The sequence below is a fragment of the Synechococcus sp. MIT S9504 genome, assembly GCF_047497135.1.
GTDB lineage: Bacteria > Cyanobacteriota > Cyanobacteriia > PCC-6307 > Cyanobiaceae > Synechococcus_C.
This window is the reverse complement of sequence record NZ_CP138942.1, coordinates 1287589-1312016: the sequence shown is the minus strand read 5'-3', so window position 1 is coordinate 1312016 and position 24428 is coordinate 1287589. Positions and strand designations below refer to the sequence as shown.

Sequence of the window (24428 nt, the reverse complement as noted above, 5' to 3'; positions counted from 1 at the left end):
AGAATGCCTAATTTATATATAGGCTTGCCACAGAGGTTTCCAGGTATCGCTGAGTAACTGTCAATATTGTTGGCAAAGCGGGGGTGTTGTCCGCACTGACAACAGCAAAATAGCGATGCACATCAGAATAATTGTCAATAAGTATTAGCATTAGGTATAGCCAATTAGAGTAACATTTAATAGATAAATAACAGGCGCAACGCGGTTGTGCCGTGACTTCCGTGTGAAGTTACGTGAGCACTGCTAGATGCCAGATCTATTCGCCAAAGAAAATCGACAAAAGCATTGGCACGACTAGCTTTATCCTCCAGCTACCAGCGCAGAAATTATTAGTGCAGCCCCAGCTGCAGCGCACAAGTCAAGGAATTTGCACGAGCAAGGCAATGATCGATGCCTTTCCCCTGGCGCTAGCAGCTTGTCCACAGCAAAGAGGGAGCCCATGGTGTATCTCAGCGCCGCTGTATACGCGAATAGGGTTCAGAAATTTCTGTTATTTTTGATGGAGCTTGCTATGAATAGAAAAAGACCCACAATCAATGAGAAGCTCATTTCAGCCGTTTTGCCTATTAGTCGGATGTGCAGCTTCAGCATTATCTATTCTGATTGGAGCCACGCCTTCCGAAGCGGTCGATTGGGCCAAGTGTGATGCCATGGGCAAAAGGTATGCCGAGCTGAAATCTTCAAGAGATGCAGCCATGGAATCTATTCCTGGATGGGTTGATGAAACATAAGACCCACGTGGCTATGCGAAGTGGAGGAAGGCCGTTATTTCTGTTGGTGAGCCATACGATGCAACAATGCTGTCTATCAGAAATGACGCAATTACTGAGGGATGCATTCAACAATAAGCTCTATGAAAGTTCTTTTGATACTGAGTGTCCTATTGCTATCGGGGGGATTTCTAAAGCCGAAGGAATGGATAAGAAAGATGCTTGTTACTTTGTGACAGTATACGTAGCAGGAATGATTTTATGTGCGACAGTATATGGCCGAAGTTAAAAAGGTCGTTGCACAAGAGGCGTTAGGTTATTTTTTTGAACGACTTTCAAGCGATCCTGGAAACAGTGATGTTGCTGAGAGCATTCAAAAGTCATATCAAGTATTGAAGTAGGAAGCTTAACATAAGGGAGTATATTGATATTCACTAGTGGCGACTTATCGTCAGCTATTGAAGGCTGATTTATGGACCCTTATGAGTAAACTCCGCTTTTCTAACTAACAGCTCTTTCTAGACGTGAGTTGCTGTCGACCGTCAATTGCAAAACAAGAAAGGGTCGAGGTGCTCTTCTGATATGGATATTGGGAGTCTTTAACGGTTATGGCAACGATATCTTGAAGCGTTTTTAGCAAATAGTTAATGCGCTCAATCGTACCAGGTATTGGAGGTTTGTCTATGGGATTAGTCAGGCTGCTGAAGAAATCAAAGCCATTGAAAAAGTCGGGATTTTGAGAAGTTAGATTAGACAAAACATGGGTCAACTGAGGGGTAGTTGCAACCCCCGGTATCCCCCCAGCCACGCCTTCCAACTCATCATTTGAAAGTGACGTCCGAACGTCGCCAGCGCAAATCGTATAACCAGCCTCTTTCGCAATTGCAAGAGCTGCGTCAACATCAGCAGAACCTTTGAGCTTCTCCTGAAGACTGGTGTCTGACTTCACTTTTTCAAGGAAGGCTTTGAGTTGCTCTTCTGACATGTGTATGAAGTCTGTTCAGTATTTTTAGCAACGATGTGCTGCAGTGTCTTTGGCGAATACTTACTTTGCTCAATCTTGCCGGTCATTGAAGTTTGCTTTGTGTCATTTGTGATTTATGCAAATGTGTAAATCCCAATCGTAGAATGGATCCGCACCGCCCTGAGGATTGCAAGATCCGGCACCACCAAGCAAAGCCTCTAGCTCTTTTTCAGAAATGTTTTCTCGAAGTGCAATTATGTCGCCAGGCTTGGTAGAAAACCCAGCAGCCTTAGCAATAGCTACAACATCAACACGCTCAGACTTGAGCTTCTCCTGAAGGCTGATGTCTGTCTAGACCTTCTCCAGGAATGCCTTGAGTTGTTCTAGCGACATGGGTACCGAGCCCTAAGCAGTCATAGCAACTTTCTGCTCACAAGTCTTTGATTAATACTTACTGCGCTGATTCGAGCTAAGTAATGCAGGAAGATCTGTCGGCTTATAGGTGTAATTGAAGCAACGAACCCTTTCTCAATGTCTAGGGTGCAGTGTGGAGGCTGTTCTATGGTAATCCACAGCATAATATGCAACAACTTGTTCAACTATCCAGTTTATAATGCGGTACAGTAACACCAATTCTTGTATTTTAGTGTCACCCCACCAGCCACACTCTCTAGCTCCTCTTTGCTGAGCTGGCTGAGGTGATCTGAATTGAATTTATGGCCATGCTCTTTAGCAATAGCTATAACATCTTCAGGTGACTTCGCTGCTTTTAGTTTCTCCTGAAGATTGGAGTCACCTTTGACTTTTTCAAGGAAGGTTTTGAGTTGTTCTAGGGACATGGGTATCGGAAGTCTTTAAAAAAATAGCACCGAGTCTTAATTGTGCCGATGCAATCACTCTTCAACAAAAACATACACTATTTTTGAAGCTTTGATAAAGCAAAGATACAATCAATATCGATATGTGAGGTACCTTTCAGCGTGGGCAATTGCCTCCTACGGTCTTTGGACACTCATCGATCGAAAGCAGTAGGACAGTCCAGTACTGGTCCTTGCTCCTCCCCCAGCAATGGCTTCCAATTCAACGTCCGTCATCGATGACTGAACGTCTTCTACAGAAAGAGAAAATCCGGTATCTCTAGCTGAGGCGATTGCCTCATCAAAACTGGTTGCTGCCTAAAGCTTATCTCGAAGACTGGTGTCTCTTTTAACCCTTTCTAGGAAAGCTTTGAGTTGATCTTCTGACATGAGTATGAGATCTATTGAGCAAATATAGAAACGGTCTGCTGCGCTGACTTTAGCTAATACTTACAGCGCTCAATTCCCAGGTATTGAGCCTAATTTATGGGATTAGCTAGGCTATTGAAGCAATAAGAAACGCCTGTGCTGGCAGGAGCTTTTGATGAATAGAGCACGGAAACAGTATTGTACGTTTCATTCCTAGATAGCAGCTTCATCCCTGTGTTGGACCTTTGCATGTTTTAGCCATGCCAATCCACCCCCATATCCCGCAGCTGTCACACCTCCTCCCACCAGCCGAGTCTTCTAGCTCCTCTTCAGAAATCTCTGATTGAGCTTTGTTGAGGTCATCAGCAGAGATACTAAATCCTTGTTCTTTGGCAACCGTAAGAACAGCATCAGAATCAGCAGCTGCTTTGAGCTTCTCTTGAAGACTGGGGTCGCCTTTGACCTTTTCGAGGAAGGCTTTGAGCTGTTCTTCTGACATGAGTGGCAGGTCTTTGCAGCAGTCATAGCAACGGTCTGCCGCAGTGTTTCTGACTGACAATTACTGTGCTCAATCGTGCATAGTGTTGGAGGCTGATTTATGGCATTATTGGTATGATTTGAGAAATAGAAAGCTTCATCAAAAAAAGAGATTTAAGGTCGCAAGCTTCTGCTTTCAGGAATATCAACAACCACATGCAAGAGATGTGTTTGAATATTCAAGCTTTGGTTTTTTACCGCCAGCCGCCCCTTCTAGCTCTTCTTCAGAAAGCGTTAGTTGAGCCTGGTTTAGGTCATCAGCAGAAATACTAAAACCAGCCTCTTTTGCAATCAAACGAACTGCATCAGAATTAGAAGCTGCTTTGAGCGTCTTCTGAAGGCTGGCGTCGCCTTTGACTTTTTCCAGGAATGCCTTGAGTTGCTTTTCTGACATGGGTACTAGGTCTGTTCAGGAGTCATAGCAACGGTCTGCTGCAGTGTCTTTAGCTGATGCTTAAAGCGCTCAATCGTGCCAGGCATTACGGCTGATTGTTGGTCTTTTCGGGGTGATTGAAGCAATAAAAAGCCCCTGCGTTTGCAGGGGCTTTGATGAGTAGGCTCAGAATCCTGGGTTAGGGTTGCCCCCCACCATTCCACCACTTTGGCAACCTTTAATCTGCGTATAAGGCAGACACATACCACCAGCCACGCCTTCCAGCTCCTCTTCAGAAATTTCTGATTGAGCCTTCTTCAAGTCGTCAATAGATATCATAAAACCGGCGTCTTTAGCAATCGCAACAGGTTCAGCACCTTCTGCTTCGAGCTTCTCCCGAAGTCTTGTGTCGCCTTTGACCTTTTCGATAAATGCCTTAAGGTTCTTCGGACATGGGTTTCGCGAGTCTTCAATGGTTCTAGCAACAACCGTTTAAAGCCTCCACAACAGCTTTAACTCGCTCCATCACCGCGATATGTCAAAAGAGATTTGAAGACTATTTTGATGCGCTTATTCGTCAAACATGAAATGTTAAACTAAGCTTTGAGTAAGACTATTCTTCAGTCTCCTCCTCCTAACATCAGCAACATATAATCAATATTCAAGGCGATCTGGTTGTTCTTTTTTTGATTCTAAACGTTCCGGTGTTCAGCCAAATTAATTTCTTTTTAGTTATTGCTGTTGGTTTCTTGACTTGTCTTATGCCAACAGAGATTAATTTGTTATCAATACTTAGAAAGGCATCTTGACTGTATTGCTGAATGTTTTGCCTCTGTCGCCAAGATATGATTCACGGGAAAAACTTTTTGACAATTTTTCAACATTCGTTTAGGTTCCAACCAGTAAATTATCCCTGATGAAAGGACTATTTCTTCTCGCTTCCTTACTTGCTGCAGTTCCAGCACATGCTGCTAGATATGATTTTGGACAAGGTGCTGCAGCGGTTGCGTTTGTAATGCTGCAGTCAGGCTATAGTCAGAGACAGGTATATGATGTATTGGATAAATTAGATTCCCAAATTAGAAATAGTCCAACACCATATCAACAGGAGGCCCAAATGGTGAAAGGATTTAATTTTGAGGCTCGTAATAACCATTACAACTGCCCATTGAGGATCAGTTTCTGACTTAGGAGAAAGTGTTGTTACTTCTACGATGGAGCATCCAACGTGTCTATGCCTTCTGTTGAGGCTTAGCTCTTTTCAATGCCACGAAAGCAGCAGTCCCTACAAACAAAGCAATTATCAGGAGAGGAACTGCTACGAACAGTCCTAGTATCAATATGTAATCAGCAAGAGTCACAGGCTGCAGAGCAATAACACCATCGCGTGTCCATCTCAAAAGTACGAGAGTCCACAACGAAATAACCGCTATAAAAGCCACCAAGAATGAGACTGTCTGGGTTGTTGTCAACAGCTTTGGCTTACTGGACATCAGGGGAGTGCCTAACGAGCCCAATGTAGAACTTGCTCAGTCATCAGCCTCTAGCAATGCTTCATATCCTTCCATGAGATGCTGGTGTGTCTGATTTTCCGTGCGAGACAACCCCTTTATCAGTTGTTTGCAGTCCCGTGGCGTTAGGTAAAACAGCCCAGTATCGGTGTCCGTCAGCTCCTGATACCGGCATTGCTGCTCTTTAGTCAGTATCAACTACCTTGTTTCGTCAGAGGGTGTCTGGTCGGAATGGTTCAGATTGTCATCCCTTAGACAAGCTAAAGACATCATGGAGAATCATCCCTGCTGTTCTTTGCTAACTACAAAAACAAAAAATCAAGATGTGAGTAATTTTATTTGAGTAGCCTCTACTAAAAACTATGGTTTTCTAATAACTAAGAGTTCATTCGTTTTTTGGCGACATGAGGCTATTGCTCGTTAGATGCAACAAAGAGTAGATCTAGCTTTTTTAAACCCACTTTGATGCCATTGTCGAGTCTAATTAGATTTTAATTCATTATGTCAGCTCAGAAGATCTTTTAAATCTTGTCTCGACGAATCCTGTATTCAGAGATTGCATCCCAGGTGCCACAACTCCGGAAGAAGCTGTGAAGCTTGCCGTTGATGCAAGTATTCAGATCAGTACTGAGTGCCCTTGAACGGCATCCGATCCAGTTTGTCCGAGCTCTCAGCAGCAGAATTAGAAGCAGTGGCTGGATGCAAAAATCATATGGACATCGTCCTATCCAGTGTTCATGCCAATGTTTTGATGCTTTGGCCTACGAATAGGGTGCAGAATCTATAAAGCATGAATACTTTGATAATTAGAGCTTGTCGTCATCGAAGAACTATACTAGAGACTTTGTTATGTCAGTATTGACAGCCTACCTCTCTCGGTCATTCTTCTTCCAGGTTTTTACAGAAACAAGCGCAAATAGCCTAATCCCCAAAGCAATAATTGCTATAGTAATCAGGTAATGAAGAAACGGGTTGGATATGCCTAAAGAATTGAATATAAGGTTTATGAGAAAGTAGCAACCGATAAAAAATGCAGCACCAAGAAGAATATAATATCCAAATCTAGCTTTTGCTTGAAATTTAGTCACATCAATTCCTGATAATGATAAAGAAGATTTTTATTCCAAGAGTGCATTTATTCAGTGGCATCGCTTGCTCATTTGAGTTTACCATGAATATTTGAATTCTATTTGAATTTGCCAGGATGACTTTCAATTTCCAATTATTCTAGGTTTATCGTTGATATTTTATTTACCTGCACAGTTATCTTGCTACTCATTAATTGATTAGCCTTGATGCTTTTTATCAACAACTTTCAATGTATCTTTATCGTTTAACTCATGTAGTGTTGGTACATTGTCGTAATCCCTAGCATCTCCATTCACTTCTCTGAGCTCCTTGTGAGTCAAAGAATAAGAGGGACAAGGAACATCGTCAATGTCGTAACCACCTGCAACTTCCTTTAACTCTCCCTCAATCAACTCGTTCCTATCGGTTGTTTTCGTCATTGGTTGCTTTTCTGTCATTGAGTTGTCTAGAGACATTGAATCAGTGATAGCAATGCCACCACCTCATAAGGAGATTTGTCACAGCTTCTACTTAGACCCACTGGATCATGACTGACTCAATATCAGTGATTTGAAAGATCTTGTGCGTTGACCGGTCTACCGCTGCTTCACCCACAGAGAATCAATTCCCCCATACAGTAATTTTGCTCGTTCCCATTTGTCAGGCCATCATGTCTGACGATTGTCGTCTCTGAATCCTCTTGAGCGAATGTGAACCCTTATCGAGCTGTTCGTTGCTCCCCTTGTCAGAACACAAAGCTGGGCTGAGGTTAAAAGTTTCTCAGGCATCAGTGGTATGAAGATCTTCGAGCCAATACCTTAACTGCAGTGGTGTCTGTATCCCCATTCGAGTAAGTCCTTTCGCCAGTTGCTTGCAATCACGAGTTGTCATATAAAAAAGATCAGTCTCTATGTTCATCAGTTCCCGATAAAGGCATTGCTGTTCTGTGGTAAGGCTCATCGTTCTGGCCCTGTCAGAGGTGAAACCTGAGTATTGGCTATTTGGGAACGTTCGTTATCCCCCATTCAGGCCATTGAGACAGCACTTCTTTGGTACTAATGGGTGTTGTGATTTCGGTCTAGAACGCCCAGGATTATGGAGTTACTGGAGTCGCCTTGAAATTACAGCAAGTAGAATTGCTTTATTAGAGTTTTGGCTCATAACTCCTACAGGGATCAGAGTCAGTTTCTGGTGGGGCCAGATGCTGAGCACTTCTTTAGAGTCATCTATCCGATTGTCAATATGAAGCTCAGGGCATGAACTGCTATTTGTGTTTGCGAGAGAAAATGTTTTACAAATTGAACTGAATCTGTTGATCTACAGACCTGTTGGCTGATTGTGACAGCAGGTTTAGGACTGCTGAATTACTTTGTGAATAGTGTCATGGAAATGGTGGCCAATTACCTTGTACTCACTGGAGTACAAGGTAATTGGCAAAGGCAGAGCTAGGCAACCATATAGAAAGTAGTTTCTGACAAGTCAAATCTTTTTAAAGACAGCCACTGATATTCTGTTAATATATATTGGCATACGAATGGTGTGTTTATTCGTGCATTGAGTTTTTTCTGCTTTGATGTTATTGATTGTGTTTCTGGGGATTGTTCTAAATTAAGATTCCTTCATCATTAGTTGGTAACATGTTGATTATTGAAAGTCATCTACTTGGTTTTTGGAGTTCGGTGGTGCAGTATCCAAGGCACAATTTCATTGATTGATTGCGATCTGAAGTGAGTCAGTCCGTCTATTCCAATACCTGATGTTTTTTTCAAGACTTGGTTTGTCATCACTGGACTCTGTAGCTTGTTCCCAGTTGCACTAACTTCTGTGTCCAGCATTATAAGTAGGTGGTCGCATAGTTTTAAGGAATTAGTACAGTGCACTCGAACTCATGCTGGCGTTCAGGCCAATCTTCACTGAGTTGTCTGATCCACTTGACATAAAATTCATAACTTTGTCTTAGGTGATTGCCCTTAGCTAATCTCACCAGAAGATTGTACTCCCTTCAATTTTGTTTGATGTTATTACTTTCTTTCTTTGCCAAGAACTTTTCGTTTTTCCGGATACAGCCTTGACATCTTTACTTAATTTAGAGCTCTGTTCTTGAAATTTTGCTATCGATTATTGTTTCCATATCCATATACTTTTTTGATGCTTGCAGCTAGTTGAAGAATGAACTGCTAACAACTAACTTATCTATCCCAGTCACTTTGTTTCCAAGTCTTCTTAGTTATAAAAACGAAGAACCTAACCGCTACGGTTACAATTGCTATGCAGATGATAAGTTGAATGAGTGAATTGGTGATGCTTAAGGTGGCAAAAATAAAATTTACAAGAAAATAACTGCCGATTAACAGCATAGTCCCAAGCAGTATGTACAGAGACATATGCGCTGGTACACCAAACCATGTCATTACCAAGTTTGCAATCACTTCAATGATATCCCTTATATGGAAAGAGAGATGTTAATGTGCAATGTTAAGATGTATCATCAATGCTTCTTGAATTAGATCTAGATGTAGACTGCATTAACTTCATTATTGACTTGATATCCCTTGTATTAGCCTTTAGGGCCAGTAGGTATCCATATTGTTAGTTTTAATAGGATGTGTTTCATCTTTCCCTCGCTAACTTATGCTTGTCATCGATTGTTTTATGCTATCGTAATCTCACAGATGTGATTACAGATTTACTTTGATAGGCAATTCTCATTGTTACTATTTGAGCCGACCCAATTCTTTTGTTAGCGCTGAGTTCTAGCGTTGTTTGCTACAACGAATTAAAGCTGTTTTGTTCTCTTTGTGTTTTAGTGGTTATCTTTCCTGCTTTTTGGTTTCGTAGCAGCTCAGCTTGCACGCTATTGACCATTCAGAAGTAATTGTTGATTGTCAAATTTTGTGTTCGCTGTTGCTAATGTTCAGTTTTCCACTGGTTGTCTATCACATCTTCCTTGATTCTCGTTGCTTGGCTTTTTCGGAGACTAAGGGTTTTGGTGATAAATTTATTTATTATAAGTACGTGAGTATAGTGATCTTTTGATCAACAATTTCAAGTCATATCAGATCTTGCAATGGGAAGAGAAGATTACCTTGTAATATGGGTAGCTTGATATGGCTAACACACGAATCTTGACAGCATGAGGTTGAGAATGGTCAAATTGACGATAATTAATGCTGCAGTTCTTGTAAAAAATGAACTGGCAGAGCATGGAGTTACTTCGTTCTGGAGAGCCTTCGTGTAGATCGATCCCCCTGGCTGAATTGTTATGGTTGCTCTATTCCCTATTGATGATCTACCACAATCAGTCAATGCAACTGGCATGTGCAAAGCAGTTGATACATCAGTGTCTTAACAAGCTTTAAGCAATACTCTGAGCTGAACTTCCTGGTTTTTGTCTTTTATTCCCCTAAAGGAGCTAGACAACACTCTGAGAATTAGTCCCAATGGGGGATGTGATTTTGGTTTTGCACTGCGATGCTTAAGCAGCACTGAGGATTTGAGGATTGACGTGAAACCACATGAAATCGATTCGATGTATTGGAAGTACCTGCAAGGGATCAGTTACCACCACTTCAAGGGTTATCTAAAACAGTTAGATGCAGAGGAGTATTTTGCTGAGCTTTATCCTGGAGTTTTAAAGAAGCTTCAGGCTTGTGCTGCCATTTGCGTTTGTGAGGAGGAGTGATGAAAAGCTTATTGACTGCCATGTTTTTACTGTCATCTGTTCTTCCGACTCGTGCCGGCGAGTGGACGACATTTGAGCACGCAACTGAGACTGCGTACTATCAAGTAAGACAGGGTAAGAGATCTGAAAATATCTCATATATAGAAACTAGGTTGATCGCTAGTGGTCATCATATTCCTGCAGCTGACAGCGATTATCAGGTTAATTGTAAAGAACTTGTTATGGTTGATGAGGCCGGAAAGAAGCAAAAGATTGTTGACGGTGTATGGATATCCACTGAATCGGGTAGGCCTTCTTCTACCTACATTCACAAACTATTTGATTTTGCGTGCCAATGAATGGCCCCAACGCTGTTCTTCCTTGTCTGGGAATTGCTTTATCACTTTGAGAGGTCATAGATCCGTTTGTCTTTGGTCTCCCACAGAATTTAATTGATTATGCTACGACTTCAGAATGCATATTACGTGCTGTTCGGCTCAGTGCAGCTGCACCTTCCAAGCTTGGGAAGCATCGTCTGAATGGTGAGTGTTGCTGTTGGTCGTCGTCTGTTTCTAGGATGTAATGCTTACGTCCCTTCCTGGTTTATTTGGTTTCACCGTGTGAGCTTGCGAAGTCTTTGATCTTTGTATTCGAACAGTATCAATCTTAGAGAGTTCCGCTGTTGTGACTTTTTTCGCTTGCTTGGAACTGTCTTGTTCTTTTCTTTATTTGGTTTGATTCGATTTACTCTGGTGATGATCGCCAGTTCTTAAATATTTATAAGTGCCGGTTAGTTGAGTAGTCTCTGTATTTCTGACTCGAAGGTGATAACACCACGACAGACTTCATCTTCTCCAGAAATCAGAGCCACGCACCCGATCGCTTTCGGAAACGCTTCACGTGTTTTCACAACAAAGTGACTCAGGTCATTGGCAGACCATAAACATTCCACCCCCTCGCGTCGCTCGGTCTGTAGGAGGCCATATCCCTCGGCGAAGCGACACCCAGCGTCTTCACCGCTACGACTCAGCATCTCAGAAAAAGCGACCTCGTGTCCGTTCTTACGTACCAGCTGAACCCATTCCTTGATCTCAGGTATATCAATTGCTGCTGATGCTGGTACTAATGTGCTGAGAGCTCCGACTGTGCAGACTTGGGCTGTGCCTGGTAATTTGCGAGCATCAATAACAACTACTGGGCAATCAATCGGTGACCATGTTTGCCTTTCCGTCAGGCGTTTAGCGCATTCAATGAATACGGAACGGTGATCTACCAGTAAGGCTTCAACTTGTTTCTGCACATTCACTGGAGACCCGCTTTTCGATACAGACTATGGCAATGCATTGATTTTTTGTTGATCTCAACGAATTGACACTGATCCATTCGATACTAAGCCAGCGTCTGATCATGTCTCAGTGATCTATAGCCCTTGATTCAGATCAAGGGGCAAGTCTTCCTCTTGATGATGTGTTAATGCTCTGAAGCCACGAGGGCGCAGTTTGATGGTTCACCGCCTTCAGGAATCAGGCCAACAAAGGTTTTGGTTTTTGATGGCCCCGTGCAGGTGTCGATGACAGCTGGGCCTGATCCGTTGCTGGATCAGCCCTGAGCGTCAGCGGCCAACCTCATGTTGCAAAAATCTGTTGTCTTAAGCCAACCTTAAGGAGTTGCTTTTGTCTTTTGCTGGGTTTCGGGCCCCTGACGCCATGGCCGCAATCATCCGCCTTACCTTCGGTCCAGAACCGCTTTGGCGCCGCTGTCTTGAGCGCTGCTGGTCAATGGAATGCGACATTGACCCTCTGATCCTTCAGGCTCGCAGGCTCCATCACCAAGGACTGCATCAAAATGCACGCGCCGTGGAAGAAGAGTTGCACCCAGTTTTCTGAGTCTCGCTTGTGATTCATGATTTGGTCTGTTTCCTACACTCCAGAGCTTTTGAGCCGACTGGCCGCAGTGGTTTGACTGTTATTGAATTGCCTTCATCGATGACATTTCAAACATTGTTACGTATGCCACCAGAATGTGCAGATTGTTATAAATAATTCCGGCTTCCAGGTGACCTTGCCTTGAGCAATCGACGAATTTTGGCTTCAACCATGAATGAAAAGAAGTTTTCAAGCCATTGCTTGAACTTGATTATTATTGAACGTTGATTCCTGCGCTTATGTCAATATTGGATTTTTTAGGCTTTGTGAATCAAGGGATTCAGGTCCCAATCTTTGTTGCGTGTGATCGAAACCGGTCAATGTTTGCAGGTTTGCCTTCGAGCACCTTTGCTACGTCCTTCTTTGTTATCCGCTTTATTTCATCCAGACGTCTATTTCAGACAGCTTATGAGCTGGTTGATTGTCGCTATGCTTTCAAAACATCTGTTAAGCACTTGTGGAACGTTATCTCTTAGTCATGGCAGCATTTGTTGTGCTCATTACCGTTCCTTCATGTTCGATGGGTTACCCATCCAGGTCTGAAGCAGAGAGTGCCTGCAGCGCATGGGAAAGTCAGGAAGATAAGGTTGATTACCAGCGTGAATTGCTTGGTTTTGAAAAAAGAACAAAATTTGAGCAAGAGAATCCAAGGCCTGATGCTGCTTTCTGGGATGATGAAATCATGGAATGGGAAAAGCAAAAATTAGCCTATGCGTCTAAGATGATTACTGAAACTGTTGCTGTTAGCCCTCGTTCCTGTCAGGAAGAACAGGAAACATCCCAGTTTCTTGGTTACGAGAATAATGCTATTAAAAATGGGACTTACCAGGATGAATTAGGAAAAAAAGGTGAGTGGATCGTTGTCAAGCATTTCCGTTATTGAGCTTCTCGAGTCGCTTACGTCACATCCCTGAGTTCAGAAGTGATTGCTGGATGTTCTCTTCTCTGGTTGTGCTCGAGCTCTTGGTGTTTTGTTCCATGTGAACGCTTGCTGTGTTTGACGGTTTTGTTCCCTGATGTCATGACCACGTCTTTCGTGCTCGTAAGCTGAAACGTGTAATGAAGTTATAGGCATTGCAGCGATGAGTATTTTTTTCAAAAAAATCGACACTTTGCCGTCAATAAAAAAGCGTTATCGTACAATGTTGGATCTGTACTTGACTACATTGCACTCTATTTTTTGATTTCAACCGCTATAGAAAAAGCTTTGCACCGTCAGGTGCCAACACTCAATCAATATGGCTTTATTTCTGTAACATTATTATCGTTGCTTTTAGGTTTGCCCTATGAGTGGAAATTGCGCTGGGCAAGGTATGAGGGAATTATCTATGTTCTTGCAATGACGTTGATCCTTTGCATTTACGCTTCGATCGGAATACCCAGCTGAATAGACAAATAAATCAGAGTTGGCTCTTTCAGGTCTGTTCCTCTGTTGGATGTTTTTGCTTAGGGGCTGCAGGTCTTGATTCGCCTCAGTAGTTCGTCCTTGGCGAGCTGGGTGACCACAAACACTTCCTGAGCACTGGTGCCTTTGCGTGCAAGCATCTTGAAGCCGCCTGTTACCGGTATCGAAACACGCAATTGAAGGCCTGAGCTGTGGCCACGAACCCTGGAAATCACGCCTGGAGTGATCGTCTGGATTTCAGGATCCCTGGCAAGCACCTTCAGCCAGGGGATCAACCCCTCCACATAGGTACTGTGCGTGATGACCAGGCGCCCCACAGAGAATTGCTGCTTGCTGAAACGTGAACTGGTCGAAGCTAGTGGATTTGGCTACAGAGAAGAGAGAGTTCTGCCTGCCATGCTCCGATCTGTCGACAGGCTGCTTCGTGAGGTGACTGGCCCTTTGCAGGATCGTTGCGGCCCCCAGGCCAGGGTTCTGACGGCGGAGGTTCACGGTGATGAAGTCCGTGGTCTGGCATTTTGCCCTGGCAAGGTCCTCCGATACGTCTTGGCAGCCCGTAATCGACGCATCAAGACAACGGAAATGCTTCGCTTGGCTCGCAGCAGCAGGCCTGCTGCTTGATCAACCTCCGGAACAGCCTTGTCGTTCAGTCAAGCTCACTTGCCAGCACTGAGCTGAGAGCCTTCTCGACCTTCGATTGGAACAGCTTTGTGTCCACGCGCAGAAGCAGTAGGCCTGCTGCCAGTAGAGCGAAGGCCTGGACGACAAACACCCCGGCGTAGGCCCCAAAGGTGTTCTGAGATCCTGTGATTTCGCCGAAGACGCTCAGCAAGGCTCCGCCGCTGATCGTGGCGAGCCCTCGTGCGTAGGCCTGTGCCAAGCCCCAGACCCCGATGAACGTCCCTGCCATCAGCGGCGACGTCAAGCCGAGCATCAGTGTCAGGCTTGCATTGGTGCTGATTCCTGCTCCAACGCCGAAAAGAAACAGTGCCGTTCGGAACAGCGATGTTGAAGCCAGAGATCCTGCGAAAACCATCATCAGCACGAAAAGGGCTGAGAGCACTCCACCGGTCAAAGCTGTCCGTTGGGCGCCAAGGCGTGGTGTGATCACAAACCCTGTTGCCGCAATACCCAGCAATGTTCCAATTCCCCACACGGCATTCAGTCGCGTGCTTGTGCAGAGGTCCATGGCGAACACCGCACCTCCATAGGGCTCAAGGACTGCCTCCTGAAGAAACAAAGCGAAGGTGAACAGAGACAGCACACCAAAGAAATACCCCACCTGAGGCGATCGCTTCAGCACCGTCCATGCGCCTTTGAGAGAAATTTCCTGATTGGTCGCGAGTCGTGACTGATTGTTGGAATTGCCTGGTTTCAGACGTGGTTCCACCCCTGCGATCGATGCCACGACAAGCGTGAAGATCACAAGGGGGGCCACCGTGATCAGCCTTTCCACCCCTGAGATCAGATTGCCCAGCTCAGCTGTATCGCAAGAGGAGCCAAGAAATGAACTGAGCAGAATCGCTCCAGCGACGATTCCAACCATCAGCATCGACCACACAATGGAGATCAGGGCAGGTCGCTGTTTGTCCGTGCTCACATCAACCAGCAGTGCTGCAAATGGTGTGGAACTGGCTGCAATGGCCAGCCCGTAGAACACAAACACCAGCGCGAGGATCAGACCTCTCCAGATCACATCAGCCTGACTGCCTGTTTGGGATGCTTCCGCCAGCCAGAGAACGCAGCGGCCTGCAATCCACGTCAATGTGCAGAACGCAGCTGCGCCGCCAACAATGAAAGGTGTCCGCCTCAGTTGATTCCAGCGGCAGCGATCTGATTGCTGTCCAAACCAGATTCTGGAGAAGGCAACCAGTTGCTGGCTGCCGAGAGCCAGTGCGGTGAGCGCGGCTGGGACTTCAAATTCATCGATCAGCAGTCTGTTGAAGATGCCAAGGGTGAGAACTGAGAGAGCACCGAGACAGGCCTGAAACAGGCCAAGACGCAATGCAAGGACGATGAACCGTGCTGATCCCACGGGCTGCAGAAGCGATTCGCTGACCTTAGGTGGGGTCCTAGCAGCGCTCGATAGGAGCCATCGTCAATCCTTCCGAAGCCAGTTGCTGGTGGTAGAGCTCAGCCTGTTCCAGCGGACCACACCAGACCTCGGCACGTCCTTCTCCGTCGATGCGCCGGGCCAGAGTCCAGGCACGATCTGAATTCATGCCAGGAATGATCTTGCAGAGGCACTCCACCACATGCTCAAACGTGTTCACGTCATCGTCCAGCACGATCACACGGGCTTGCGGATAGCGCTGAGTTGTCCCCTGGCGTTCAAGAACCGTTGCTGCACCGGGTGATGACGAAGTCATGATGTCTCGTGAACAGACGGGATGAATCCGCAGGGAAGCTTAGTTACACTGCCGTCAATCAAGAGATCCACAATGCTTTTCACCCTGGGCTGGGCTTCTCTCGCAGCTGTGTTCAGCTTTTCGATCGCCATGGTGGTGTGGGGTCGCAATGGTGACGGCTCCATTAATTTCTGACGTGTATGAGACGCTCCAGTCTCCTCTGGTCAATCAGGCACTCGCTGTTACAGCTGTAGCACTGCTGGTGTTTGTGAGTGGTGCTGTGATTTATCTGTCCACCATTGAGTGGAGGGATCGGCGGCGGCGGCGGTGACAGTGTGTTCCAAACTGTATTTGTGAGTCTGAGCTGGCAGCGTTTGCGCAACCAGCTGTTGCGTTCGACAGCCACGATTGCCGGTATTTCGTTGCTCGTGGCATCCGGTTTGATCGGATTGCGATCAACGAATCGTCGGCTGCTCTGGGCTGATGACAGTCCAGCTTCGTCTCTGGCTCAATTGTCCGGATCGCTGATTCTTGTCCAGAGTTTCCGCGGCGATCCGAACCGGGCTGTTCCGTCGCTCTGGACAGATCGTTTGGGTGTTCAGCCCGCCTCCGATCTTTGGAAGCGCTATGGCCGATCGATCTGGTGGCAGGGATGGTCACAGGACGGTGATGCCTATCTGATTCTGTCGTCCTCAACCTTTCCTGTTGAGATTCAAGGGTTGCAACGTCAGCGTGTGGGATCAATGGAGGTTCTGGCTTCCGATGCGCTGCACCTCCAGCAACTGCTTCAAAGGCTGAAAACCAATCAGGTCTCAACAACCACCCTGCAATCCGACAGTCTGCTTGGAGCGTGTCTTCAGTCCTTGTCGGAGAGACCGGGGGTCATCTGGAATGCCGATGCGCTTGCAACACTTAGCGGAACGCTTGCGCCCTTGCTTCAGCAGGGTCGAGAGGGTTGTGTTCAGCTTCGGCTTCAGGCCGGTCAACTTCTCTGGGATGGCGTCATCGGGTCTCGACCCTTGAGTTCCCTGACCCAACGGATCTCCGTGTTGGCCTCGGGCCCTTTCGAAGCCAGTACGAATCAGACAGCCACTGATCTGAAATCCACCAACTCAACATCCAGCGATCTCACATTGCTTCAGGTTGATGGACAGCGTGTGGATCTGATTCTGGGAACACTGCTGTCTCGTCAGATTATTCAGGCTCCACTCGAGGAGCATTACGGAATCAACGGTGCCATGCGAGGCAAGATCGCAGATCTCCCGTTTTCCATGCGGCTGCAGAGCCGCCCCAGCGGTGCCTACAAAGCTGGATTGCAGATTCAACTGCCATTGACCGGGAGTCGTGAGCAATGGACATCAATCCTGGAAGCGGTATCGGATCGCCTCGATTCCAGGGGGTATCAGAAGCTGCAGGAGGATCAGGCGTCACCCGAGCCAGAGGCTCCCAGCCTCTGGCTGCGGCGTGATGATCCCGATCAGACCACTGTTGGTGGCTGGGTGATCATCAAGGATCAGAAGGCGTCCGTTCTGAGCATCGGATTGGGCATCAAACCTGCTGATCAGTCGTTCCTTGCGCCTCTCGTGAACAAGCGCTCCTACTCGCTCAGGATCACAGGGGACCCGAGGCGTCTGACGCAACTCGGTTTGCTCGGAGGGCTCTGGCCTAAGCCTGTTCAGAGCGCATCGACCCTGAATATTGAGATCAAGCCTCTCAACCCGGCAGCAGCAAGCCAGTCAGCCAGACAGTCAGCCAGCCAGCCATGGTGGAGAGTCAGCGGCAGCCTGAAGCTGACTCCTGACTCCTAATCCTTGGAAGCTTTTTCAGCTTTCTGTCGCTCTCGTTTGCGTCGTTCGGCCGCGAGGGTTTCCTCCATGAGTTCAACGGCCTGAACCATTTTTTCGAGGTTGCTGCGATAGAGACTCAGATCCTTCTCGAGACGAGGACGAGACAATCCGATCTGTTCACCGATGGCATGCACCGTTTTGCTCAGCTCTTCGGGATCATCACTCTCATTGCCCTGAGCTTCGGACAGCAGGCTGAACAAACCAACGGCCACGAGACGGGAATAGTGGAAATCATCCTCTGTCACGGCTGAAAGGCCTGTTGCCAGTGGCTCTGGAGCGCCTTTCCCCTTCGACTTCAACCAGGTCTGGACGTCGTCAACAGTGTGGCCCTGAACGGCCTTGGTGCTCCCTTGCGCAAGAGCCTTGATTTCATCACCGTCAAAGCCATTGCAACTGCAGAGAGCGGAGAACAACGGGTCAAGTTGTTGCTCCGGGCGATACCCCTTCGTGAAGGCATGGAAGACCTGACACAGCCCCACTGCGAATAATGCATTGATCCTGAAATGAGTTTGATGACTCAGCAGGTGCAGTTCCACCAGCAGTTCATCTGCTGTGCGTCGATACAGCGAAGGAATGACGTAAGGGAAAGCTGTGTGAAAGGCTTTCTTGCTGTCAGCGATCGTCTGGGACCCAGTCAAGCTTTTCTAAGGCTGTCTTTAAGGCAAGACCATAGCGCTGCTGTTGCCGCCGTTAAGATTCAGCCAGTCAGCAGGTCCAACATGATCCCCATCGTCATTGAGGAATCCGGACGCGGGGAAAGGGCGTTTGATATTTATTCGCGCTTGCTTCGCGAGCGAATCATCTTTCTTGGTGAAGCTGTCACCAGTGAGTCAGCCAACAGGATTGTTGCTCAGCTGCTGTTTCTTGAAGCAGAGGATCCAGAAAAGGACATCTACCTCTACATCAATTCACCGGGGGGATCGGTTTACGACGGTCTCGGCATCTTCGACACCATGCAGCACATCAAGCCCGATGTACATACCGTCTGCGTGGGCCTGGCAGCCAGCATGGGTGCGTTTCTTCTGTGTGCGGGCACCAAAGGGAAGCGCAGCAGCCTTCAACACTCGCGCATCATGATCCACCAACCTCTTGGCGGTGCAAGGGGACAGGCCAGTGATATTCGTATTCAAGCTGACGAAATTCTCTTTCTGAAGGATCGTCTGAACAGGGAACTTGCTGATAGAACCAGTCAGCCTTTAGACAAAATCCAGGCTGACACTGACCGCGATTTCTTCATGTCTCCGTCTGAAGCCAAGGACTATGGATTGATCGATAGCGTCATTGATAAACGTCCTGTCCATTCAGTCTGACCAATGTTGGTTCATAAACCCCTCCCTAGTGGGGGTTTTTTTAATGTCTTGCGTTGCCCCTTGAACCATTGGATCAGATCAATAAAAAATTCCAGGTTCAATGTTGAACCTGGAACATGAGAAGATCAATAATCTGGATCAGTTTAATACTGGGGAGAATCGATCTTTTTCAGGAATTGTGGTGTAGTTGGCGAGAACTTCGCGGAATTCATCGCCATCCATTGTCTCTTTTTCAATCAATAGTTCTACAAGACGGTCCATGGCTTCTCGTTGGCCCTGGACAAGGCTCAGGGTCTCTTCGTAGCACTGCATCACGATGCCACGAACCTGTTCATCGATTTGCTTGGAAGTGCCTTCAGAGGTGTCGCTGCGCGTCATCAGATCTCTGCCGATAAACACCTCCTGGCTTCCACCTTCGGTTGACATCTGGCCAAGACCGCTCATTCCGTAGCGTGTCACCATCTGCCGAGCGATTGAAGCAACCATTTGGATGTCTCCCCCAGCTCCAGTGGTGACTTCCGCGTATCCAAAAACCACGTCCTCAGCTGCACGTCCACCAAGGGCTCCCATGATCCTGGCTTTCAGCTGCGAACGGGAGACGAGCATCTGTTCTTCATCGGGCGAGAACCAGGTCAGACCCTGTGCTTGTCCGCGCGGAATCAGAGTGACTTTCTGGACGGGATCGTGATCCTTCACCAGGCTGCCGACCAGAGCATGACCCACCTCGTGGTAGGCGATCAAGCGTTTACTGCGTCCATCGGTCAGAGGATGACCCTCCAATCCCGCGATGATGCGGTCAACAGCATCATCAATTTCAGCCAGGCTGATGGTTTCTTTACGGCGACGGGCTGTGAGAATCGCCGCTTCATTGAGAAGATTGGCCAGGTCTGCACCCGTGAAGCCAGGTGTTCTGCGGGCAATACTTTCAAGAGAAAGATCGGAGGCGAGCTTTTTATTGCGTGAGTGAACTTTGAGGATGGACAAACGACCCTTGATATCTGGGGCGTCGACGGTCACCTGGCGGTCGAAACGACCAGGACGCATCAAGGCTGAATCGAGTACATCCGGGCGGTTAGTCGCAGCAATGATGATGATTCCACTGTTGCCTTCGAAGCCATCCATCTCCGTGAGCAGTTGATTCAACGTTTGCTCACGTTCATCGTTGCCACCACCGATTCCAGCTCCGCGCTGACGACCGACAGCATCAATCTCGTCGATAAAGATCAGGCAGGGGCTGTTTTCCTTGGCACGTTTGAACAGGTCCCTGACTCTGCTGGCACCAACACCAACAAACATCTCAACGAATTCGGAACCCGACAGTGAAAAGAAGGGAACCCCAGCTTCTCCAGCAATGGCCTTGGCAAGCAGAGTCTTGCCGGTACCTGGAGGCCCAACAAGCAGAACACCCTTGGGAATCTGAGCTCCGACAGAGGTGAATTTTTCAGGCTGCTTGAGAAACGTCACCACCTCTTCGAGATCTTGCTTGGCTTCGTTCACTCCAGCGACGTCATCGAACATCACACCTGTTTCCGCCTCCATCGCAAAGCGGGCCTTGGTCTTGCCGAACTGCATGGCCTGACCAGGACCTCCTGGCATGTTGTTGCCACGACGTGCCAGAAAAATCAGAGAACCAATCAGCAGCAGAGGGAACAGCAAGTTTCCAAGGATGCCAAGGGCAGGGGGCGCCGTCTTGGGCGGATGGACATCAAAGCTGATGCCTTCAGTCTTGAGGGTGTTGATCAGTTCAGGTGCCAATCCAGGCAGGTCAACCCTCAGGCGTTGGACTCGATTGTCGAGGTCGGGATCAACCGCTTCAACCACCGCATCTCGGCCGCCGTCGTAAATGTCAACGGATGTCACTCGGCCGGCTTCGACATAGTCAAGGAAGCGGCCGTAACTCATCCTCGCTACAGCCGTGTTGCGTGGAGCAACTGTGGGACCACCTGGCTGCAGGTTGCTCAGGGCTCCGCTGCCGAAGAATTGCAATGCCAACAGCAGAGCAACAGTGATGGGAAGTCCCCAGAGAAGGATCTGCCGCCAGCGCTGATTCATGGCATTGATGAAGATCCGACGATCGTAAGAGCTTTGGGTTACAAACTGTGCAGTTGTTCTACCTAAAGACTGCGCAAAGCCGTAATCGGATCCAGTCGTGCAGCACGCCTTGCAGGAACAACGCCGAAGAACAGTCCGATTGAACCTGAAAGACCAACTGTCAGAAGCACTGTTGGCACCCCGATGGCTGCTGGGAGTGGGGTGAGCAGGGCCACCGCCGCGATGGCTCCATAGCCCGCTGCCGTTCCAATGACCCCTCCAAGGCTGGAGAGAACCAGAGATTCGACCAGAAACTGACGCAGCACATCTGAACTGCGTGCGCCGAGTGCTTTGCGGAGTCCGATTTCCTCGGTTCGCTCACTCACTGACACCAGCATGATGTTCATGATGCCGATACCGCCGACGAGCAGGGAAACACCTCCAATGGCACCCAGCATCAAGGTCAGCCCACCGGTGATGGTGCCAACGATGGTCAGGGCGTCCTGCTGGGAGCGAACAGCGAAGTCGTCATCACGAAGGATGCGATGGCGTTGACGCAGAAGATTGGAGATCTGGAATTTCGCTGCACTTGTGCTGTTCTCATCTCTGGCTTCAGCACTGATGAAACTGAGGCTGACTCCATAGGTCGGGTCGCGCCCTGTAAGGCGGCTGACCATGGTGCTCAGTGGGATGTAGGCGTTTTCGTCCTGATTGGACCCGAAGACCGCTCCTTTAGGGGCCATCACACCGATCACACTGAAGCTCTGGTCACGGATGCGCAGGGAACTACCAATGGCTCCGCCGCCTGGAAACAGTTTGTCGCGCAGATCAGGACCAATCACCACGACGGTTCGTGCGGCCTGGACGTCCTGTTCGCTGATGAAACGTCCCCGGCCCACTTCAAAACTTCTGACAGGAAGAAACTCCGGTGTCACCCCAAAGATGGCTGCGGTGCTGCTTCTCGCCCCTGACTGCACCACCTCGTTGGCGTTGATCTGAGGAGCCACCCGCTTGACGCTTGGGACCTGTTGAGCAATCGCCTCAGCGTCCTCCAGTACGAGAGTGCGCGGAAAAGCCACCCCCTGGCGCCTTGTGTCATTACTGCCTGGCACGACGAACAGCACATTGGCTCCCAGGTTGCTCAACTGACTTTCGGCAAGATTCTGGGCACCACGTCCGACCCCAACCAGCGTGATCACGGATGCATTGCCGATCACAATGCCGAGCATGGTCAACAGGCTGCGCAACCTGTTGGCCTTCAGGGTGTTGAGGGCCATGCCGACTGTTTCGGCGATGGGCAGATTGCTGGCCATGGATGAATGCTCAGGCTCAGAGCATCGTGTCGAGTTTCACGGCCATGTTGCTGCTCGTTCCTCGATGAACGGCTCCTTCCTTGACCAGGAGGGTTACCACCTCGCCCTCCAAAAGATCACGCGTGGCATGGGCGACGCCTGCAATCACAGGGATGCCGAGACGCTGGGCAATCACCGCTGCATGGGAGCTCTCAGCGGGTGTTTCCGTGATCACCGCTGCGGCGTCTCTGATTGCGTCGAGATAGTCAGCATCGGTGTCGTTTGCCACGAGAACCTCCCCTGGTTCGAGCTTGGCGCAGTCACTTGCGCATGTTGCGATGCGCACCTTTCCGCTGATTGAACCGCTGCCAAAGCCTGTTCCACGGCCAAGCACAGCGCTCACGATGCCCACCTTGATCAGATCAGTGGAGCCGCTGACGCCAGCCAGGGTGCCAGCCGTCTGAACACAAAGATCACCGTCCTTGAGTACGCCCAGTTCCTGCGCTACTCCCATGGCGAGAGTGAAGGTTGCTGTGGTGCTCTGCTGAGTTTCGATCAGCAGTGGGGTCACACCCCAGACAAGCTGCAGTTTTCTGGCAACTGAAACCTCTGATGTGACGGCGAGGATCGGGGTGGACGGTCGAAATTTACTGACGTTGTGTGCGGTGGAACCGCTTTTCGTGAGCGGCAGAATTGCAGCAGCATTGAGCTGACGGGCAATGCTGCTGACCGCTCCACTGATGGCATTGGGAATGGTGCTGGGAAGATGCGTGTCGATCGGGCGTTGCGGGTAGTCCCGTTCAATGCGCCGGGCGATCGTGGCCATCGTCTCCACGGCTTCGACAGGAAAATCTCCCACTGCAGTCTCATTGGAGAGCATCACTGCATCGGTGCCATCAAGAATGGCGTTCGCCACATCGCTGACCTCAGCCCGTGTTGGACGGGGACTGGAGGCCATCGAATCCAGCATCTGGGTGGCTGTGATGATCGGTATTCCGAGGCTGTTGGCCTTGTGGATCAGATCCTTCTGCAGCAGAGGAACCTCTTCAGCAGGCATTTCAACGCCGAGATCACCACGGGCCACCATCACGCCGTCACACAGAGGAAGGATGGCGTCGATCTGATCAATCGCTTCAAATTTTTCGATCTTGGCGACCACCGGGGTCGAGAAGCCGTGCTTCCTGATCAGCTCGCGAATTTCCTGCATGTCCGAGGGATTACGGACGAAACTCAACGCGACCCAGTCCACTCCCTGCTGCAGGCCGAATGCCAGATCCTGTCGGTCCTTGGTGGTGAGTGCTCTCACCGACAGCTGAACATCAGGGAAATTGACTCCCTTGTTGTTGGACAGCACTCCGCCAACGCTCACAACACAGTGAAGGGTCTGGTCAACCTCATCCACGCGGTCCACTTTCATCTCGACCCTGCCGTCGTCGAGAAGGATGCGACTGCCTGCTGTGACCTCCTCCGCAAGCCTGTCGTAGGTGACCGTGGCAACGGTCTGATTGCAACGAACCTGTTTAGAGGTGAGTGCGAAGTGATCGCCCTTTCCCAGAGTGATCGGCCCTTCCTCGAAGCGACCCAGTCGAATCTTCGGTCCCTGAAGATCCTGCAGGATTCCGATGTGAACACCGAGCTCATGGGCCACCTGGCGGATGGTGGCGATCCGGGTGGCGTGCTCGGAGTGGTCTCCGTGCGAGAAATTGAGTCGAAATGTTGTCGCGCCTGCTTGAACCAGTTCCCGAATGCGTTCGGGACTCTCGGTGGCTGGGCCGATCGTGGCAACGATCTTGGTTCTTCGGGTCAGATCGAGCTCGGCCATCCTTGCCGTCGGAAACCAGCGGAATCTACCGTCATGCCCTCAACCCTCCGCTGACCTTCCTTGCTCTTCAACGACTACCAACTTGAATCACGCAAAACGGCTCGCTATCCCGATGCCGGCAACAATCTGATCTATCCAACCTTGGGCCTGACAGGAGAGGCAGGTGAGGTCGCCGACAAAGTCAAGAAACTGATCCGTGATCGTGGAGGCGTTGTGGATGAGCGTTTCACCGAGGACGTTGCTCTGGAGCTGGGAGATGTGCTCTGGTACGTGGCTCAACTGGCCACGGAACTCGGTCTCAGCCTGGAGCAAGTGGCATCAGCCAATCTCAGCAAACTCAAAAGCCGGTCCCAGCGAGGCACCCTCCAGGGGGAAGGTGATCACCGTTGAACATCCAT

25 protein-coding genes and 1 pseudogene are annotated in these 24428 nt (G+C 48.7%); 11 read left to right on the top strand and 15 right to left on the bottom strand.

Annotation, left to right across the window (positions count from 1 at the left end):
• Positions 1–1506: 1506 nt before the first annotated feature.
• The 7 genes and pseudogenes from SIB58_RS07575 to SIB58_RS07545 all read right to left on the bottom strand — a co-directional run.
• Positions 1507–1695: pseudogene (locus SIB58_RS07575) on the bottom strand (Nif11-like leader peptide family natural product precursor); the annotation flags it as partial.
• Positions 1696–1797: 102 nt separating this feature from the next.
• The gene (locus SIB58_RS07570) at positions 1798–2019 is read right to left on the bottom strand and encodes a Nif11-like leader peptide family RiPP precursor (protein ID WP_231857076.1); all 222 of its coding nucleotides are present in this window, start codon (positions 2017–2019) and stop codon (positions 1798–1800) included.
• A gap of 263 nt (positions 2020–2282) precedes the next feature.
• Complete coding sequence (locus tag SIB58_RS07565) at positions 2283–2513, bottom strand: Nif11-like leader peptide family natural product precursor (RefSeq protein WP_066907675.1); 231 nt, start codon at positions 2511–2513, stop codon at positions 2283–2285.
• A 336-nt stretch (positions 2514–2849) separates the two neighbouring features.
• Positions 2850–2921 (bottom strand): Nif11 family protein, encoded by a 72-nt coding sequence (locus SIB58_RS07560; RefSeq protein ID WP_074159316.1) that lies wholly within the window; start codon positions 2919–2921, stop codon positions 2850–2852.
• 205 nt (positions 2922–3126) lie between these two features.
• A complete protein-coding gene (locus SIB58_RS07555) occupies positions 3127–3399 on the bottom strand; it encodes a Nif11-like leader peptide family natural product precursor (protein ID WP_067325568.1) in 273 nt (90 codons plus the stop codon).
• Positions 3400–3582: 183 nt separating this feature from the next.
• Positions 3583–3831 (bottom strand): Nif11-like leader peptide family natural product precursor, encoded by a 249-nt coding sequence (locus tag SIB58_RS07550; protein WP_067325445.1) that lies wholly within the window; start codon positions 3829–3831, stop codon positions 3583–3585.
• A gap of 165 nt (positions 3832–3996) precedes the next feature.
• A complete protein-coding gene (locus SIB58_RS07545; RefSeq protein WP_074159313.1) occupies positions 3997–4284 on the bottom strand; it encodes a Nif11-like leader peptide family natural product precursor in 288 nt (95 codons plus the stop codon).
• Positions 4285–4726: 442 nt separating this feature from the next.
• Between SIB58_RS07545 and SIB58_RS07540 the strand changes: the two genes are divergently transcribed.
• Positions 4727–4996: a hypothetical protein gene (locus SIB58_RS07540; protein WP_156486520.1), complete on the top strand. Its 270-nt coding sequence runs from the start codon at positions 4727–4729 to the stop codon at positions 4994–4996.
• Positions 4997–6607: 1611 nt separating this feature from the next.
• Here SIB58_RS07540 and SIB58_RS07535 read toward each other — a convergent pair.
• Positions 6608–6865: a hypothetical protein gene (locus tag SIB58_RS07535; RefSeq protein WP_231884111.1), complete on the bottom strand. Its 258-nt coding sequence runs from the start codon at positions 6863–6865 to the stop codon at positions 6608–6610.
• 3205 nt (positions 6866–10070) lie between these two features.
• Here SIB58_RS07535 and SIB58_RS07530 point away from each other — a divergent pair.
• From SIB58_RS07530 to SIB58_RS07515, 4 genes are all read left to right on the top strand, one after another.
• Entirely contained in the window at positions 10071–10409 is a 339-nt protein-coding gene (locus tag SIB58_RS07530) for a hypothetical protein (protein ID WP_067325452.1), read from the top strand.
• Between the two features lie 1347 nt (positions 10410–11756).
• Positions 11757–11936, top strand: a complete 180-nt coding sequence (locus SIB58_RS07525) for a hypothetical protein (protein ID WP_066907645.1) — start codon at positions 11757–11759, stop codon at positions 11934–11936.
• 517 nt (positions 11937–12453) lie between these two features.
• The gene (locus tag SIB58_RS07520; protein WP_156486522.1) at positions 12454–12858 is read left to right on the top strand and encodes a hypothetical protein; all 405 of its coding nucleotides are present in this window, start codon (positions 12454–12456) and stop codon (positions 12856–12858) included.
• Between the two features lie 297 nt (positions 12859–13155).
• A complete protein-coding gene (locus SIB58_RS07515) occupies positions 13156–13362 on the top strand; it encodes a hypothetical protein (RefSeq protein ID WP_156486523.1) in 207 nt (68 codons plus the stop codon).
• Positions 13363–13421: 59 nt separating this feature from the next.
• Here the strand turns inward: SIB58_RS07515 and SIB58_RS07510 are convergent, their stop codons facing one another.
• Positions 13422–13697: a DUF2103 domain-containing protein gene (locus SIB58_RS07510; protein WP_067325460.1), complete on the bottom strand. Its 276-nt coding sequence runs from the start codon at positions 13695–13697 to the stop codon at positions 13422–13424.
• A 79-nt stretch (positions 13698–13776) separates the two neighbouring features.
• On the opposite strand from SIB58_RS07510, the gene SIB58_RS07505 reads away from it, so the two are divergent.
• Positions 13777–14001, top strand: a complete 225-nt coding sequence (locus tag SIB58_RS07505) for a hypothetical protein (protein ID WP_067325572.1) — start codon at positions 13777–13779, stop codon at positions 13999–14001.
• 25 nt (positions 14002–14026) lie between these two features.
• Here the strand turns inward: SIB58_RS07505 and SIB58_RS07500 are convergent, their stop codons facing one another.
• Both SIB58_RS07500 and clpS read right to left on the bottom strand, forming a co-directional pair.
• Positions 14027–15415, bottom strand: a complete 1389-nt coding sequence (locus SIB58_RS07500) for a BCD family MFS transporter (protein ID WP_067325463.1) — start codon at positions 15413–15415, stop codon at positions 14027–14029.
• 37 nt (positions 15416–15452) lie between these two features.
• Entirely contained in the window at positions 15453–15749 is a 297-nt protein-coding gene (clpS, locus tag SIB58_RS07495) for an ATP-dependent Clp protease adapter ClpS (RefSeq protein ID WP_066907633.1), read from the bottom strand.
• Positions 15750–15821: 72 nt separating this feature from the next.
• Between clpS and petN the strand changes: the two genes are divergently transcribed.
• Genes petN through SIB58_RS07480 form a run of 3 tightly spaced genes read left to right on the top strand, consistent with a single transcriptional unit; the run spans position 15822 to position 17536 of the window.
• A complete protein-coding gene (gene petN / locus SIB58_RS07490; RefSeq protein ID WP_066907630.1) occupies positions 15822–15923 on the top strand; it encodes a cytochrome b6-f complex subunit PetN in 102 nt (33 codons plus the stop codon).
• Position 15924: 1 nt separating this feature from the next.
• Entirely contained in the window at positions 15925–16059 is a 135-nt protein-coding gene (locus tag SIB58_RS07485; protein ID WP_255355641.1) for a hypothetical protein, read from the top strand.
• A 22-nt stretch (positions 16060–16081) separates the two neighbouring features.
• Positions 16082–17536, top strand: a complete 1455-nt coding sequence (locus tag SIB58_RS07480; RefSeq protein WP_156486524.1) for a hypothetical protein — start codon at positions 16082–16084, stop codon at positions 17534–17536.
• On the opposite strand, the gene psb29 is transcribed toward SIB58_RS07480, so the two are convergent.
• A complete protein-coding gene (psb29, locus tag SIB58_RS07475) occupies positions 17533–18213 on the bottom strand; it encodes a photosystem II biogenesis protein Psp29 (RefSeq protein ID WP_066907627.1) in 681 nt (226 codons plus the stop codon). The two genes, SIB58_RS07480 and psb29, sit on opposite strands and share 4 nt — an antisense overlap.
• Before the next feature lie 81 nt (positions 18214–18294).
• Between psb29 and clpP the strand changes: the two genes are divergently transcribed.
• Positions 18295–18885: an ATP-dependent Clp endopeptidase proteolytic subunit ClpP gene (gene clpP, locus SIB58_RS07470; RefSeq protein ID WP_066907623.1), complete on the top strand. Its 591-nt coding sequence runs from the start codon at positions 18295–18297 to the stop codon at positions 18883–18885.
• 138 nt (positions 18886–19023) lie between these two features.
• Here clpP and ftsH read toward each other — a convergent pair whose 3' ends face one another.
• The 3 genes from ftsH to pyk all read right to left on the bottom strand — a co-directional run bounded on the left by ftsH (position 19024) and on the right by pyk (position 24030).
• The gene (gene ftsH / locus SIB58_RS07465; RefSeq protein ID WP_066907620.1) at positions 19024–20937 is read right to left on the bottom strand and encodes an ATP-dependent zinc metalloprotease FtsH; all 1914 of its coding nucleotides are present in this window, start codon (positions 20935–20937) and stop codon (positions 19024–19026) included.
• A gap of 62 nt (positions 20938–20999) precedes the next feature.
• Positions 21000–22229, bottom strand: a complete 1230-nt coding sequence (locus SIB58_RS07460) for an ABC transporter permease (RefSeq protein ID WP_066907617.1) — start codon at positions 22227–22229, stop codon at positions 21000–21002.
• Positions 22230–22245: 16 nt separating this feature from the next.
• Positions 22246–24030 carry a pyruvate kinase gene (pyk, locus tag SIB58_RS07455; protein WP_067325466.1) on the bottom strand — a complete coding sequence of 595 codons (1785 nt, stop codon included), beginning with the start codon at positions 24028–24030 and terminating at the stop codon, positions 22246–22248.
• 60 nt (positions 24031–24090) lie between these two features.
• Between pyk and SIB58_RS07450 the strand changes: the two genes are divergently transcribed.
• Positions 24091–24420: a nucleoside triphosphate pyrophosphohydrolase family protein gene (locus tag SIB58_RS07450; protein ID WP_066907611.1), complete on the top strand. Its 330-nt coding sequence runs from the start codon at positions 24091–24093 to the stop codon at positions 24418–24420.
• Positions 24421–24428 lie beyond the last annotated feature (8 nt).